The following is a 15,457-nucleotide window of genomic DNA, read 5'->3' on the forward strand; positions in this document are numbered from 1 at the left end:
CGATCTGCTCCCTTCTCCCTTGAGGGAGAAGGGCTGGGGATGAGGGTGGTGGGTGTGGCACAGTCTCGACTAAATCAAGAATACCGTCCATCACACCCTGTATATTTTTAAAAACCTCATGGCTCCATAGCCGCAAAACTCGATATCCACAGCTTTCCAAATGAATGCAAGTGTCTCATTTCCCCAACCGGCTTTTTTGCGTAATGCTTTCAATGCAATATTTTCAGGATCATTTAACACACCAAAATGAGACTAAAATGAGCTGGAAACATCATTATTCACTTTGCTGTATCCATCGATTAGTTAATAAAAACAGACAGACGGATAAACCAATTAAGTACCGTATGTTAATGTATTTAATCAGGCCGTGCCACACCCACCACCCTCATCCCCAGCCCTTCTCCCTCAAGGGAGAAGGGAGCAGAACGTACCACGGATTAACTTCAGTTCAAATTAAGATGGGACAGCCCTGACGGCCACAGTTTTGTTTATATATTGAACTTTTCATTAGTCTGAGGTGCTTTGTTGATAAAGAGGGATTGTATCTGGCTGCGAGCTCTTTCATAATTCACCAAAAATTTCCTGGTGAACACGTCATGACCGCTTTAATTCTCGATGGAAAACTCGCTGCTGCAAAAATAAAGGAATCGGTGCGTGAAACAAGCCGTTCACTGAACAAAGAGCTGGGTCTCGCTGTTGTGCTGGTGGGCCAGGATCCGGCCTCTGAGATTTACGTGGCCAATAAACGCAAGGCCTGCCAGGAAGTGGGTATCGTTTCGCATGCTTTTGATTTGCCGGAATCGACCAGCGAGCAGGAGCTGCTTACGCTGATTGATCAATTGAATCAGGATGAAGCCATTCACGGCATACTGGTGCAACTGCCTCTGCCGGCCGCCATGAATGCCAGCCGGGTCATTGAACGCATTTCACCGCAAAAAGACGTCGATGGCTTCCATCCGTATAACCTCGGTCGACTGGCGCAGCGTTCACCTTTGCTGCGCCCCTGTACGCCCTATGGAATCATGCATCTGCTGAATTTTTATAACCTGGATGTGCGCGGCATGCATGCGGTTGTTGTTGGGGCCTCTAATATTGTCGGCAGGCCAATGGCGTTTGAGTTTCTGCTCGCTGGCGCTACGGTTACGATTTGCCATCGCTTCACACAAAAGCTGGAACAGCACGTTCGCATGGCGGATATCGTAGTGTCGGCAACCGGTGTCCGTGATGTTGTATCGGCAGACTGGCTGCAGAGTGGGCAAATCGTTATTGATGTAGGAATGCACCGCCAGAAAAACGGCAGACTGCACGGCGACATCGATTTCGATAAGGCCAGGCAGAAAGTAGCCTGGATAACGCCCGTACCCGGCGGTGTCGGCCCCATGACCATTGCTACCCTGCTGCAAAACACCTGTTTCGCAGCAGGTCTGGGTCAGGACGTTTTTTAACGGTCCAGCTCATCCCAGTCAAACTCGCCGTCCAGTTCATCCATGTCTTCCTTCATGCGCTTTCTTTCCAGCCTGTCTTCCAGCATCTTGCGAATACGACGCTTGTGACTCAGGTCTTCCTTGTCAGACTCCATCGGCATATCAGAAAAAAAATGAGCGTCATCATACTCTTTGTGCAGGCTCATGAACGTCTCCATTTGATGGTTACCTGATTCAAGTATAGTGCAGATTATATTAAGGATTTATTAAGCGGATAATTTGTATATAATAAATACATACATTTCAAATTTTGGTGTATAATGCCGGCACCTTGTCCGGAGACCGCAATGCCAAAATTAACCAAAACTCATATACTGCTTTCTAAATACCGTGAAATTTTAATCAGCGGTCTGGCCAGCGATAACGATCTAATCGCTCTGCTTCAGATTGATAATTTTACAAAATCACCCGGTATGTTGGATATTTCGGCACCGATCAGCGATAGCAATCACAACAAAATTGACGCAATGATTGACTTTGTTGAGGCAGTGACCGAGCTGATGCCATTTGAGGCTCAGCACAGGCTCACAGGAAGACTGCTCCGTCTATCCGTCAATACAACGTCCTCTTTGTTTATGCAGAAAGCGAGTCTTGAAAAAGTTTTTTTATATCACGAACTGGCGACCAACCCTACTCTGGCCGGAGATCATTTTGACTCCGAGCCGTTTACCAGCATGTATCCCAAACCTGAGGACAGAGCCGCGTTCACATCCAGTATGATTGCCCGGGCCCAGGAATATTTCAAATTAACCACAGCACAGACTTCGTCTCCGGCCTCCAGCAGCCATGCAGTAGCAAAACGTCCTCTTGCTCTGCTGGATGTGGATCATACCTTGTTGTTTGATAAAAGACTAAACACTGATCTACTCGATTCGCTGAAAAATCATGATATAAAGGATGTCTACCTGTTTACCGATATGGTGTTTCAATCAGGCTGTATAAACGATCGAAAGGCACTGATCACTACGCTTCAGGAAATGGGGTTTAGCGTTCATGGCACTATCAGCACCAGTGATCTTTTCTGGAAAGCCATGGATGATGACCTTGTCGCATTCATCTACCGCAAACTGCATGAAGTGAAAGTAAGCTTTCGTTCCGCGATATTTGCCGAGCACTTTGCACAAATGAAAATCGAACGCCCAATAATAGAAACACTGCTGGCCTCAGGCACTTTAAGTGGAACGCTTGGTCATGCCTTCCCTGAGGCCTGTCTGGCTGATGAGGCGTGCGCCATGTCGGCCTACCCTAAAAGCTATGTCATCAAATTTCTCGCGGAAATGATTCAAAGCCAACGCGCCCTCGTTGATCCCAAAGGACTGATGTTCGAACTTTTTTTAAACCATATACCCGAGTGGGTCGGCAGCCTGGTGATTGCCGATGACAAACCCAAGGTATTTGAATCCATTGAGCAATACCTGGCGTCTGCTACGTCAACAACTGGCCGTCGCCCCACCAGTCTGCCGATCACGAATATCCATGTAACCGATCTCTCCATGGGACTGGAACACTATAATCGTCTACTGCAAAATGAATACAGACTCATCAGTCAGGACATAGAGAGCCTGGAGCTGCCGCATGCCGGCCCATCTTCAAGCTTTCCCAGCTCACATTCATCCTCCATGTCCTCATTATCCTCAAGCCCGGTTTACGCTCACGTGGCGAGGATTTCTCCCCAAAATCCGCAGTTCCGTGACTCGTTGCTGGAGGCACTGAAGCCTCAGGCGTCAGGCTCCCGAATTTCATCATTCTTTTCTTCCCGTATCAGCAGAGCAAAAACCCTGTTCGAGCGCCTGAGTCAGGCATCTTCGGATGATTTAATTCCAATACTCCAGCAACATTTCCGAGCCAACAAAAAAATAGAGACAGAGTCTCCCGAGCACAGGCTGTTGAGAACCATACAATCGTCTGGGCTGCTGAAAGATTCGGACTGGCAGGCACTTGATCTGGACATACATGAAAACCGCCAGCTGTTTCGTGGCGCATTTCTGGACTATTCCAGCCAGCACGTGAGCGCCATGTCCGGCTTGAAATAACCCGCTCTTGCCACCCTCCCCAGCAAAGGCATCGACAGCCTGTCACTCAGGCTCTGAATATTTTCATCCAGAGCCTGCATATCAGGATCAAGGCAATTAGCAATCCAGCCAAGGCAGGGGATATTCTGCATACGCAGGACAGCATCAGTTAACAAGGCATGATTAATACAGCCGAGCCGGATCCCAACAACAAGAATAACCGGCATGGCTGTCATGGCGAGCAGATCAAGCCAGGTTTCACTCTCATTCAAGGGAACCATTAATCCACCCGCCCCTTCAATCAACACGCAGTCGTAACCAGAGAAGTGCTCGTCGTTGCAAAATTCAGCCACCTCACTCGCTGACAGTCGTTCTCCTCGACGTTGAGCGGCGAGATGAGGAGAGATGGGGTCTGCATAAAGCCAGGCGTTAATAGCGGGAGACGATTGGGGGTTGTGTTTTCGCAGACGCTCTATATCATCATTGATCCATTGTCCCTGCCTCTCAACGGCGCCGCTGGCGACCGGCTTAAGGGCTAATGCACGTTTGCCTGACTGATGCAGGTAATCCAAAAGCTGACAGCACACATACGTTTTTCCGCAATCGGTATCGGTACCAGTAATAAAAATACCCGTCATGCCCGGCTCTCACAGGGAATGAAGCGCTCAAGCTCTTTAATGAATTTTTTCTGATGCGTCATAAATGGCATGTGAGCGGCCTTTGGAAAGGAAACATAATTAAAATGCGGGTAGCGACTTTGCATATTCGTCATGGTTGCTTTCGGTGTGATTGTATCCAGATGACCGAACATGTAACAAACCGGTATATTCAGCTTGTGCAGCGCTTCGCGCAGATCCCATTCTGCCAATACGTCCAGCCCCGCTTTTAGCCCCTCTGCCGAGGGCAGGTAGTCCGGATTTGACTGAGGAGTCTGGTGCTGTGACTGCATGGCTATGAATTTTGCCCGGACGGAAACCGGATCGCGTTTCAATTCACGAAAAACCATGTTTAACAGGCGTTGATCAACACCCGGCCAGTTGTCATCGCGAGTGAACCGGGGTGATGAAGCAATGTTGATCAGATGGGTGACGCGTGCTGAGGTTTCAAGCGCAAGACGCGTGGCATATAGCCCACCCAGAGACCAGCCGGCAATGGCAAACTGCTGCGGTAAATGCTCAAGGATACGGGCCTTAAACGCAGCCCAGGACATCACCGGACTTTGACCAAAGCCCGGAAGATCAACCGCGACTACCGTGTAGCGCCTTGCAATCTCTCGTGTGAGGGATTCCCAAATCAACTGATCAAAACCCCAGCCATGAAATAAAACCAATGGATATCCAGTACCTGTGATATTAATCTTCATCGCTACACCTGCTTCTACGAGGGCGTGCCTTGCCTTATGAGCCTGCCATGTCATAACGGCAATAACCTTGCAGTTTCATCCAATAACCGGTCGATATCCTCCACCTGATGATGTGAATTCAATACGACACGTAAGCCTGTATCAACACGGGATAAGGTTGGTACTCTTATAGCCTGGCACAAGATCCCCTGTTTTCCCAATTTATTGGACAAATTTTGTGCTTTATGTGGGCAACCAAGGCGCAGCTGCTGTATCGGGCTGTTCGACGGGCGAAAAGGCAAGGCCCGCAGCGACACAGCGCCCTGAAAATAAGCCACCAGGCCGGCCAGTTTTTGACGTGCCTCATCGGCCTGGATCAGTAAATACAGACTCTCGAGCAAACCATGACTCATCGCCGGGCTGATGGCAGTTGAATAAATACAGGAGCGCGCGTTTTGGTACAGGGCATCAACCCAGTCAGCCTGCCCCACCACGGCCGCCCCCTGTCCACCGAGTGCCTTGCCAAAAGCAATCATGCGCAAAGGAACCTGGGTCTGTGATAATCCATAATGAGCCACAGCCCCCATGCCGCCGGGACCGATAACTCCAAAGGCATGCGCCTCATCCACTACAAAGGGCAGGCCATGCGAAGCACACAAGCGACCTAATTCAGCGAGGTCCGGTTGCTGCCCGCTCATGCTGAAAATACCCTCCGTGATTAAGAGGCTGGCCGGCGTGCCCTGACTGAGCTTTTTCTGCAAATCCTCGTGATCATTATGGAGATAACGGCAAAAGCCGGCCTTTGCGAGAGACAGTCCATCATAAATGGATGCATGCACCGCTTTGTCTACGATAAAATGGCAGCCTAAGCGCGCCAGCGTCGTAACAATGGCCAGATTGGCGGCATAACCAGAAGAAAACAGCAGGGCTTTGTCCGTTTGCAACTGTCGGGCCAGTTCCTGTTCCAGCTCCTGATGAATGGGCTGATAACCGCTGACGAGCATCGAGCCGCCGCTGCCGCTGTCGTAACGCGCAAACCCCTGTTGATAGGCGCGTTTCACCCGGGCATCCCGGCGCAAAGACAAATAATCGTTGCTGCTGAAATCGAGAGGATAATCGGTGGATGTGACTATCACCCGCTGGCGATACAGGCCCTTGTGTTTTCGCTCGCTTATCTGCTGCTGAATCAGTTCAGAAATCATGCCGGTAAAGCTTCCAGTCCCAGTTTGTCAAAGAGGCTTTTATCTTTTTCGCGCTGCGGATTTTCCTCAGTCAACAGCCTGTCGCCCGCAAAGACGGAATTGGCTCCTGCGAAATAGCACAGTGCCTGGAGCTCGTCACTCATTTCCGTACGACCGGCGGTGAGGCGAATCACGCTGCCAGGCATCAGCAGGCGCGCCGTAGCGATTGTTCTTACCAGTTCCAGACCGTCGACCTGAGGTGCGTTGGCCAGTGGCGTTCCCGGCACAGGAATCAGACGGTTGATTGGCACACTCTCGGGCGGTACCGGCAGATTGGCGAGCGTCAGTAAAAACTCTATGCGATCCTCACGGCTTTCTCCCAGGCCCAAAATGCCGCCACAGCACACATTAATGCCGGCTTCGCGAACATGAGCCAGCGTGTCGAGACGATCAGTGAATTTTCGGGTGCTGACCACTTTATCGTAATACGACGGCGAGGTATCGATATTATGATTGTAATAATCCAGTCCGGCTTCCTTTAACTGCTGAGCCTGATTGGCATCAAGCATGCCCAGGGTCATGCAGGTTTCCAGCCCCATCGCCTTGACCCCTGCGATCATGGCATTTATCTCCGGCATGGCATTCTCCGGCGGGCATCGCCACGCGGCGCCCATGCAGAAACGTGTCGCACCACCGTCTTTGGCCTCCTGAGCCTTAATCAACACGTTCTCAACGGACATCAAACGCTCTTTCTGAACGTGGGTTTTATGATGCCCGCTCTGTGAGCAATAACCGCAATCCTCCGGACAGGCGCCGGTTTTGATGCTCAGCAAGGTAGCAATCTGCAGGCGGTTCGCCGCGTGATGCTCGCGATGTATCGTGTGCGCCTGGTAAATCAGGTCATTGAAGGGCTGCGAATAAATAGCCGCAACCTCGTCCTGCGTCCAGGTGGATGCGTTTTTTTTCATGGTTCATCTCGTAGGAAAAAAGTGATTTACATGATAGAGTGCCTGCCATTCTTGTCAACCTTAAAATTTAACATGGTTAACAACCACGCTGTCATTGAAAAAGATTTACGTCATATCTGGCATCCCTGCACGCAGATGAAGGATTTTGAACAATGCCCGCCCATCATCGTGTATCAGGCCCAGGGAAGTTACCTGGAAACCTGTCGTGGCTCTTTGATTGATGCGCAATCCAGCTGGTGGTGCAAATCGCTGGGTCATGGTCATCCGGCTGTTCTCGCTGCCATTAAGGCGCAGCTTGATTCGTTTGAACACGTCATTGCCGCCAATACTACGCATCCGGCCATGGCCTCTCTGGGAGAAAAGCTGGCGGAGATCTGCGGTCGGGAGCATGCCTTTTTCGCCAGCGATGGATCCAGCGCCGTAGAAATTGCCATGAAGCTCGCTCTGCAGGCGAAGCAGATACAAGGCCAGACAGAGCGCCGGGACTTTATCGCTTTAAAAAACGGCTACCATGGCGAAACACTGGGCACCCTCAGCGTCAGTGATCTTGGCCTGTATAAGAAGCCCTGGGAAGGGTTTGGGGTAAACTGCCATATGTTAGAGGATATCCCCTTGGTCAGTGGCCCCCAGGATCCCCTGTGGACAAACGCCGAAGGACACTGGCAACGCATATTGCCAGCGCTTGAGCAGCTCAAATCGCGTGTCTGCGCATTGATTCTGGAACCTCTGGTGCAGGGAGCAGGCGGCATGCGGTGCTACAGTGCTGACTTTCTGTACCGGCTGGCTGCCTGGGCCAAAAGCAACGACATATACCTTATTGCCGATGAAATCATGACAGGGATGGGGCGAACCGGAACCTGGCTGGCCTGTCAGCACGCTGGCGTTGAAGCCGATTTGATCTGCCTGTCCAAAGGTCTGACCTCAGGAACCATACCCCTGAGCTGCGTCATGATCGATCAGTCAATCTATTCGCTGTTTTATGACGACTACAGCAAAGGTAAATCCTTCCTGCATTCGCATACACACAGCGGTAACTCACTGGCTATCAGTGCTGCACTGGCTACGATTACGGCCATGCAGACTGAAAGCATCAATCAACAGGCTGCCGAACTGGGTCTGTTCATGCTGGAACAGTTTCAGGCGATAGCCAGAAGCTGCGGAAAACTAAGCAACATCCGCAGCCTCGGCGCCATGGTTGCCGCAGATATGGTGGATTCCGGTCGCCCTCGGACGGATTTTGCCTTTTATCAGGAAGCACTGAAACAGGGCGCTCTGATTCGCCCCCTGGGAAATACGCTGTATTGGCTGCCTCCTTTGAATACCGACACAAAAACGATTGTTAAATTGGCGGAAATCACCCTAAACTCTATACATGCTGTGTACCAATAAAAAGCACCCATGATAAACAGGCTGCAATCAGAACATGTGCGACTGAAAAACAAATTCGGGATTGGCTGGCTGGCCTTTACCCTGATATTTTTGTTTGGGATGATTTTTTTTGGCTGGAAACATTTTCAACTGCAAAAACTTCAGCTTTTTCAACAGCATGCCAATTATCTTGCCTTTAAAATCGATGGATTGATCGAGCATATTCTGGAAACTGGCCAATCACTGCCCTATTACAAAAGCAGTAACGGAACCTGCGAAGACGAACTGTTTGACAAACTGGGCAGTACTGTCTTTAATCACACCGACATTTCCGGAATTGTTATCAGCGACGATAAAAACAAAGTTTTGTGTGCCTCGCCTGAAATAAATACTCCCCTGCCCCCGCCTGGCGATGCCAGCCCGGTTCTTCTCGGCCCCATGAAAATGTCTCAGGGCAGCAACGAGGTCTTTCTTCTGCAACAGCGGCTGGGACAATACCATGTCGGCATCTATTTAATCAGGCCTCTGATTGAAGAGTATATGCGTAAACACAGTACCGGCATCGATTCGGCCGGACTTTATGACAACAGCACAAGGAAGATGCTGGTACAGACTGGCAGGCCTGTCAGCACCAACAGACTGTCTGACAGAGAGTCGGTTATCACACTGCCCCTGCAGAACCTCGACAATTTATCGCTGGTGGTACGCAGTCATCCGCTGGGTTTTATGAAACAGCTCATTGGCACAATTGCCATGATGACCATTCCTTTTCTGCTGTTGTCATGGGCTTTTTATTTGTGGTGCAGCCGCCTGATCAATCGTCGCTTTTCCCTCCAGTTTGCCTTGAAAAACGCCATGAAAAATGGCGAATTTCAACCCACCTATCAAGCGATTCGTGACGAATTACAGCAACGCTTCTGTGGTGCCGAGGTCTTAATCCGCTGGCATACCAGCCAGAACGAAGTGATTATGCCGGATTATTTCATTGGTGAAGCAGAAAAAACCGGACTTATTGTTCCGATGATGCTGCAGTTAATCGAAAAATCCTTTGAAGAATGCCAGCAGCTCCTGCAAACCAGACCTTACATGTACCTGGCATTCAACCTCTCGCCCTGCCATTTTCGCGATGCGCATTTTTTTGCAACGTTTTATGATCTGTGTTCGCGATTTCACATACAGCCTGAGCAGGTCATGCTGGAGTTGACGGAACGCGAACTCTTTAACGAACAGGACGAGGCTGTAGTAGAAAAAATGAACGAGCTTCGTCAACGCGGCTATCTGCTGGCCATTGATGATTTTGGTACGGGACAATCCAACATACATTACCTGCAGCATTTTCCATTTAACTACCTGAAAATTGATAAATTGTTTATCAGCTCTATTGGCACAGGGGCTATCACCGAAACACTGAATCACTCCATCATCAACATGGCACGTTCCCTGCAGCTTAAAATCATTGCCGAAGGAGTGGAAACACAGACTCAGCTTGATTACCTGCGCAGCAACCAGGTTTTTCTCATTCAAGGCTGGTATTATACGCGGGCACTGCCTTATGATGCCTTCGCAAGATTAATGTGAAGAGATACGAACATTGGCATGAGTTAAAATTGGTTGAATTGTCAACCGCCCCTGGTAAAAGGAGCCTACTGTGAATCGATATATGACATGCTGTTGTCTTGCTCTGGCGTTAATCAGTACCTCTTCCGCAGCGCGTGACGACTGGCAATGCCGCTCACACGATGGGCTGAACAAGGAGTGGACAGGTCGCAGCGACTACGAGCGCGCAGCACTCAACAAGGCCTTTGACGCCTGCCGGAAAGCCAGTGACGATCCGGCTTCCTGCAAGGTTGCGAAGGTAGACTGCGAATTTTTTGTCAATGGCCAGACAACGCAGGCCATGTGGCAGTGCGTTGCCATGGATCAAATGGCTAAGGTCTGGCCCAGTAATCCCTACCCACAACGTGACGATGCGGCTATTGCTGCCAGAGAATACTGCCAGTCCAAAAGTGGTTATCCTGATACCTGTTACACCAATCTGATGACCTGTAAAAATCTTAATGAGCGGGAGTAAAGCATGTTTAGCGTTGGACTGACCGGTAACCTTGCCAGTGGTAAATCAACAGCGATTAAGTGCTTTGAATCGCTGGGCATACCCGTGGTCAGCGCCGATGTTATCGCCAGGGATTTAACCGCACCAGGTCAGCCGGCGCTTGCGGCCATTCAACAGCACCTGGGTGATGCCTGTATTCTCGACTCCGGTCAACTGAACCGCGCAGCAGTCAGGGAACTCATTTTTACAGAACCCAGGCAGCGTATCTGGCTGGAAGGCCTGCTGCATCCTCTGATTAAAGATGAAATAAAGCGGCAGATTCAAAACAGCCAGGGTCCATACTGTGTTGTTGAAATACCGTTATTAAAGGACCGCCAGTCCTATCCTTATTTAAACCGCATCCTTGTGATTCTGGCCGAAAAGGAACAGCAGATAGCCCGGGTCATGGCCCGCGATCATTGCAGCAAAGAGCAGGCGCAGGCCATTCTTGCGACACAGCCAGACGATCAGGCCCGTCGGGAACTGGCCGACGATCTGATTATAAACCGTGGTTCTATAAGGCAATTAGAGCAGCAGATTAAAATTTTACATACAAACTATTTACATTTGGCCGCTGAAAACGAATCATAGAATCACGGATATTATTAAGGATTGCGCCATGGACCATATCACCACCAGTCTGCATATCATTTTTCCAATCATCAATCTCTTTCTTTTAATCATCGGCATCAAAAAACAAGGTAATAAATGGGTTATTGCGGCACTGTGGCTGAGCCTCGGCGCTATTCTTATCCATTATCAGACCGCAGGCGGAGAAATTCTTGGCAGTTATTTTGACTACAAGGAAAGCTTTCTTTACAGTGCCAGCCTGTTGATCATTCTGGTCGCGGTGGTTTATCTGCTGCGAGGCTTTACCCGGGAGCATCCTTCCCGTGGCCTGCGCACCCTCATCTCCCTTATGCTGGCGATCATGACAACCGGCGTGGTTCTGCTCCTGGCTAATCTATGGATCAACGCTCGATTTATTGAAAACAGAATGCCTGGCAGCCCTGTCCTGCAGGTCGGTACCTTTCAAAAACTGGATTACTGTCATTATCAGTACCTGTTTTACACGGTTAACAAAGCCGGCCAGGCCGCCTATCTCTGTCCCAATTATTATGGTCTGCTGCCCTCCGTTGGTACCCTCGAAAGCGTTCCGGATTACGTCCTGAGACTCTTGCCGGCTGATGTTCAAAAGCAGGTACAAATCAAAAAAAACTGATTATCAAATCATAACGGAGAAAATATTAAATGGATCTTAAAAAAGCTCTGATGTGCGTCCCTCTGCTGCTTGGGATTGGACTGGATAACTCACTGGCCTGTTCGCGCGTGCTACGCGTGGATCAGGACAATGCGGTCATGGTCGGTCGAACCATGGACTGGAAAGAAGACATGAAAACCAATCTGGTCGTCTACCCCCGTGGCATGAAGCGCAGCGGTGGCATGGACAGCAACCCAGTGCAATGGACATCGCTTTATGGCAGTCTTGTGGCAACAGTTTATGAACACATCAGCAGCGACGGCATGAACGAAGCCGGACTGGGCGCGCACATGCTCTGGCTGAAGGAAGCCGATTTCGGCACGCGGGATCCAAAGACGCCAGGTCTGTCCGTTGCATTGTGGGTACAATATTACCTTGATAATTTTAAAACAGTGGCCGATGCGGTGCGTTTCAGTGAGTCGGGACAAATGCAGCTGACGCCTATGTTCCACCCCGGCACCAAACGCTGGATCAATGTTCACCTGGCGCTCGAGGATGAATCCGGCGACTCCGCAATACTCGAATACGTGGATGGCAAACTCAAGGTGTATCACGACAAAAAATATCTGACGCTGACCAACGACCCATCCTACGACAGACAAATCGTGAATCTGAGCAGCTACCAGGCCTTTGGCGGCGACAAACCTCTTCCGGGAACCAACAGTCCATCGGATCGTTTCGTACGGGCAACCTATTACGTGGGCACCCTGCCCAAAGCCAGTTCGGCCAAAGAGGAAATGACTCAGATGCTGAGTATTCTGAATAATGTGTCGCAACCCTATTCTACGCCCTCGGAACTCAACCCCTACGACGCAAAAACGATCTGGCGCGTTGTAACCGATTTAACAGACAGGACATATTACTACCAGTCCATGGATTCGCAGAATCTGCTCATGGTCAGTCTGGAGAGGTTTAATCTCGCTCCCAATGCGCCGGTTATGCAGCTGGATCTGGTTCGTCATCCTGAATACACCGGTGATGTGTCTGATAAATTTGAACCGCTGGAGATGAAAGCCACGGCCTGATTCCGTGACGGGATCAGGCTCTCCCTTCGAACCGCGACCGTCAGGAAGCGGTTGGGTCAGATTGCTTGTACACAGAAAAGGTTTTTTGATAGTATGTTGATTCCGTTCCTTGCCTTATATTCTATGCCCAGAATTCTACTTTGCCTGCTATTGTGTTGTTGCGGACCTTTGTTTGCCATGGCTCCTAAACTCAATTGGGACAAGGCTGTAGAACACGCCATCAAAAAATACGGCCTGCGTACCGAGCCGGAATTAATCAAATTCTTTGCCAACGCTCAAGTCGCCTACCCACCCAAAGACATAGCGCTGCTGGCCTTTAAAAAAGAACGTAAGGTCGAGTTATGGGCTAAAAATGATAATCAGTCCTGGCGTTATATTCACAGCTATCCCTTAACAGCCATGAGCGGGCGTCTTGGCCCCAAGCTGAAAGAGCGCGATGGTCAGATTCCGGAAGGAATTTACCGCCTGACAACCTTTAATCCGTTCAGCTCCATGCACCTGTCCATGATGATTGACTACCCCAACCATTATGATCGACTGCAGGCCAGTAAAGATGGCCGCAAGCAACTGGGTAATAATATTTTTCTGCATGGCAAGGATATGTCGGTCGGCTGTCTGGCGGTTGGCGACCGGGCTATTGATCAGTTGTTTCTGCTGGCAAGGCGCGTTGGTCTGAGCCATGTGAAGGTTATTATCTCCCCCAACGATTTACGCAAGGAAAAACCAGCCACATCTAACTTTGCGCAACCACGCTGGCTGCCGGATCTTTATAAGCAGATAAACGAAGCACTGAATCAGTTTCCAAGTCATCACATCACCGCCTGACCGTCACGAGAGATCCCCCGGATTACGGCTTCGCCTAATCCGGGCTACATTTTCGTGGAACACAGCCATCGTAGCCCGGATTAGGCGAAGCCGTAATCCGGGAATCACACTTTATTCGTGCTCGGGTGCAACCACAAAAATGCCCGGGGCATTACGAAGGTATTCGTTGTAATCCATGCCATAGCCAAATATGTAGTGATCATCAACGCGCAGGCCAACAAAGTCCGCTTCGGCGAGACCGCCTTCGTCGCGGGTATGATACTTATCGACCAGAACCGCACTCAGCACCTCTGCGGCACCCATCTTTTTCACGTCATCAATTATGGCAGCCAGCGTTAACCCACCATCAAGAATGTCATCAACAATCAATACGGTACGATTGGTTAAATCCTGCGTTGGCCTCGCCTTCCAGACCAGTTCACCCGCGCGGATATCGCCTTTATAGCGCGTGGCATGGATATAACCGACTTCCAGGGGAAAATCGAGTCGTGGCAGCAGATTACCCATAGGCACCAGACCACCAATCATTACGCACAACAGGACAGGATTTTTGTCCTGCAGTTTTTCGTGGATCTGACTGGCCATTCTATCCAGAGCAGCCTCCACTTCCTGCGTAGTAAACAGACAACGCGATTTTTCGTAAACCTCTTCTATATTATGTGGAATTGACATGAAATTTCCTGAATAATGAATATTACAACGTTTCCCTATCGCCTGTCCGGAACCGGAAACATCGACACCTTACCATCATCCTTTGACTTGTCCCTGATCTTGCCGGCGCCTTCTTTACTCACCTCGTCAATACGATATACGGAATGCATGGGAATAAACGTGCGTTTAACGTGCTTAAATTCTGTTTTTAAACGCTCTTCTGAAGGATCCACAACAAGGGACGTATTTTCTCCAAAAACAAATTCTTCAACTTCCAGAAAACCAAACATCTCACTTTCGCACACCTTGCGCGCAAAAAGCTCGTAGATGCTTTCCTGATTGGCAAACGTCACACGATAGATCATTTTTCCTGACATGGGTCTTACCGAAAATAAAGTTGCGCATAGTATAACTCATTCTGCCTGAAGAGGTTCATACTGCTCATCAAAAATCCGTTTTTTTTCTATTTTCTGGCATGCAGTCCAGGACTGGCAGCCTGCAACACGGGAATATGGTATTTTTCACGCCTCCTCAAGGGGGGAACAAGAATCCCGCATTCCTGATATTTTTGTAGCACAAGGCAAAAAAATCCCGCCGGCATTGGCGAAATCATGCGGCCAATGACATTAAAAATTTCCATTTTTTTTATCAGCGCAGCTGATGAAAAGGGGGGGATATAATAGAAGCCAGACAGCGAGGCTTGAACGTAGCCCCGTTGCAGCATGGCGCGCTTGACCGAAAAAACAGAATGCAAAGCCCCTCGTTCCTCACCAAAACAGGTTCTTCGCGCGTATCGAAGCCAGCAACCCCAAAGGCTGAACGGATTAATACCCAGATAGACCATATAACCGCCTGGCTTGAGGATACGATCAATCTCGCCCAGCGGATTTTTTTCGTGGGTGAAGGCGTTGAGGGTCAAGGGCGCTATCACACAGTCTACGCTGTGGCAGGCTATCGGCAATTGCATAAACGAAGAAAGCAGATGACTGGCCGGAGAGCCACCAGGTGTCACCAGCGTTTTATGTACATATCTCAGTGAGCGAAACAGTTCATTATGCCCACAACTGCCCAGCTGCACGAGGGTATCGCCATACAAGAGCGATTTCAGAGGGGACACTTCCGCCAGAAAAGCATGTGCCACACGTCTACCCTGTTCTGAAACAAACCATTCGTCCAAAGCATGGAACATGGATTTTTGTTGTGCAATTGGCAAAATAGTGACCTGAATTTAAAATTACTCTCCTTTTTTAA

18 protein-coding genes are annotated in these 15,457 nt (G+C 49.7%); 9 read left to right on the forward strand and 9 right to left on the reverse strand.

Going from position 1 to position 15,457, the window contains the following annotated elements; translation table 11 throughout:
• Window positions 1-160: DUF559 domain-containing protein (locus ACQUTA_RS09675; protein ID WP_444988110.1), on the reverse strand; the 160-nt coding region annotated here is incomplete at its 3' end.
• A 436-nt stretch (window positions 161-596) separates the two neighbouring features.
• On the opposite strand from ACQUTA_RS09675, the gene folD reads away from it, so the two are divergent.
• Window positions 597-1,445: a bifunctional methylenetetrahydrofolate dehydrogenase/methenyltetrahydrofolate cyclohydrolase FolD gene (folD, locus tag ACQUTA_RS09680; RefSeq protein WP_444988036.1), complete on the forward strand. Its 849-nt coding sequence runs from the start codon at window positions 597-599 to the stop codon at window positions 1,443-1,445.
• Here folD and ACQUTA_RS09685 read toward each other — a convergent pair.
• The gene (locus ACQUTA_RS09685; RefSeq protein ID WP_444988037.1) at window positions 1,442-1,630 is read right to left on the reverse strand and encodes a hypothetical protein; all 189 of its coding nucleotides are present in this window, start codon (window positions 1,628-1,630) and stop codon (window positions 1,442-1,444) included. The genes folD and ACQUTA_RS09685 overlap by 4 nt on opposite strands.
• 141 nt (window positions 1,631-1,771) lie before the next feature.
• Here ACQUTA_RS09685 and ACQUTA_RS09690 point away from each other — a divergent pair, with 141 nt between their 5' ends.
• Window positions 1,772-3,517: a hypothetical protein gene (locus ACQUTA_RS09690; RefSeq protein WP_444988038.1), complete on the forward strand. Its 1,746-nt coding sequence runs from the start codon at window positions 1,772-1,774 to the stop codon at window positions 3,515-3,517.
• On the opposite strand, the gene bioD is transcribed toward ACQUTA_RS09690, so the two are convergent.
• From bioD to bioB, 4 genes are read right to left on the reverse strand one after another with little or no spacing between them, the layout of a single operon-like run.
• Window positions 3,475-4,134 (reverse strand): dethiobiotin synthase, encoded by a 660-nt coding sequence (gene bioD, locus ACQUTA_RS09695; protein ID WP_444988039.1) that lies wholly within the window; start codon window positions 4,132-4,134, stop codon window positions 3,475-3,477. The genes ACQUTA_RS09690 and bioD overlap by 43 nt on opposite strands.
• Window positions 4,131-4,913 carry an alpha/beta fold hydrolase gene (locus ACQUTA_RS09700; protein ID WP_444988040.1) on the reverse strand — a complete coding sequence of 261 codons (783 nt, stop codon included), beginning with the start codon at window positions 4,911-4,913 and terminating at the stop codon, window positions 4,131-4,133. The genes bioD and ACQUTA_RS09700 overlap by 4 nt, the downstream gene beginning before the upstream one ends.
• On the reverse strand, window positions 4,910-6,040 hold the full coding sequence (locus tag ACQUTA_RS09705; protein ID WP_444988041.1) for an aminotransferase class I/II-fold pyridoxal phosphate-dependent enzyme: 1,131 nt from the start codon (window positions 6,038-6,040) through the stop codon (window positions 4,910-4,912). Before ACQUTA_RS09705 ends, ACQUTA_RS09700 begins: the two co-directional genes overlap by 4 nt.
• Window positions 6,037-6,987, reverse strand: coding sequence for a biotin synthase BioB (gene bioB / locus ACQUTA_RS09710; protein ID WP_444988042.1), 951 nt, complete (start codon window positions 6,985-6,987; stop codon window positions 6,037-6,039). Before bioB ends, ACQUTA_RS09705 begins: the two co-directional genes overlap by 4 nt.
• 72 nt (window positions 6,988-7,059) lie before the next feature.
• Between bioB and bioA the strand changes: the two genes are divergently transcribed.
• The 7 genes from bioA (at window position 7,060) to ACQUTA_RS09745 (ending at window position 13,555) form a co-directional block, all read left to right on the forward strand.
• Window positions 7,060-8,376: an adenosylmethionine--8-amino-7-oxononanoate transaminase gene (gene bioA / locus ACQUTA_RS09715; protein WP_444988111.1), complete on the forward strand. Its 1,317-nt coding sequence runs from the start codon at window positions 7,060-7,062 to the stop codon at window positions 8,374-8,376.
• 9 nt (window positions 8,377-8,385) lie between these two features.
• Window positions 8,386-9,933, forward strand: coding sequence for an EAL domain-containing protein (locus ACQUTA_RS09720; protein WP_444988043.1), 1,548 nt, complete (start codon window positions 8,386-8,388; stop codon window positions 9,931-9,933).
• Between the two features lie 70 nt (window positions 9,934-10,003).
• Entirely contained in the window at window positions 10,004-10,426 is a 423-nt protein-coding gene (locus tag ACQUTA_RS09725) for a hypothetical protein (protein ID WP_444988044.1), read from the forward strand.
• A 3-nt stretch (window positions 10,427-10,429) separates the two neighbouring features.
• Window positions 10,430-11,035 carry a dephospho-CoA kinase gene (gene coaE / locus ACQUTA_RS09730; RefSeq protein WP_444988045.1) on the forward strand — a complete coding sequence of 202 codons (606 nt, stop codon included), beginning with the start codon at window positions 10,430-10,432 and terminating at the stop codon, window positions 11,033-11,035.
• Between the two features lie 28 nt (window positions 11,036-11,063).
• Complete coding sequence (locus tag ACQUTA_RS09735) at window positions 11,064-11,666, forward strand: type I secretion system protein LssZ (protein ID WP_444988046.1); 603 nt, start codon at window positions 11,064-11,066, stop codon at window positions 11,664-11,666.
• 29 nt (window positions 11,667-11,695) lie between these two features.
• Window positions 11,696-12,730 carry a linear amide C-N hydrolase gene (locus ACQUTA_RS09740; RefSeq protein WP_444988047.1) on the forward strand — a complete coding sequence of 345 codons (1,035 nt, stop codon included), beginning with the start codon at window positions 11,696-11,698 and terminating at the stop codon, window positions 12,728-12,730.
• A gap of 177 nt (window positions 12,731-12,907) precedes the next feature.
• The gene (locus tag ACQUTA_RS09745; protein WP_444988048.1) at window positions 12,908-13,555 is read left to right on the forward strand and encodes a L,D-transpeptidase family protein; all 648 of its coding nucleotides are present in this window, start codon (window positions 12,908-12,910) and stop codon (window positions 13,553-13,555) included.
• A 111-nt stretch (window positions 13,556-13,666) separates the two neighbouring features.
• Here the strand turns inward: ACQUTA_RS09745 and ACQUTA_RS09750 are convergent, their stop codons facing one another.
• The 3 genes from ACQUTA_RS09750 to ACQUTA_RS09760 all read right to left on the reverse strand — a co-directional run bounded on the left by ACQUTA_RS09750 (window position 13,667) and on the right by ACQUTA_RS09760 (window position 15,419).
• Entirely contained in the window at window positions 13,667-14,227 is a 561-nt protein-coding gene (locus ACQUTA_RS09750; RefSeq protein WP_444988049.1) for a hypoxanthine-guanine phosphoribosyltransferase, read from the reverse strand.
• Window positions 14,228-14,262: 35 nt separating this feature from the next.
• Window positions 14,263-14,583 carry a DUF1820 family protein gene (locus ACQUTA_RS09755; RefSeq protein WP_444988050.1) on the reverse strand — a complete coding sequence of 107 codons (321 nt, stop codon included), beginning with the start codon at window positions 14,581-14,583 and terminating at the stop codon, window positions 14,263-14,265.
• A gap of 86 nt (window positions 14,584-14,669) precedes the next feature.
• Entirely contained in the window at window positions 14,670-15,419 is a 750-nt protein-coding gene (locus ACQUTA_RS09760; protein WP_444988051.1) for a class I SAM-dependent methyltransferase, read from the reverse strand.
• Window positions 15,420-15,457: the final 38 nt, after the last annotated feature.

It is taken from the genome of Legionella navarrensis (assembly GCF_052527415.1).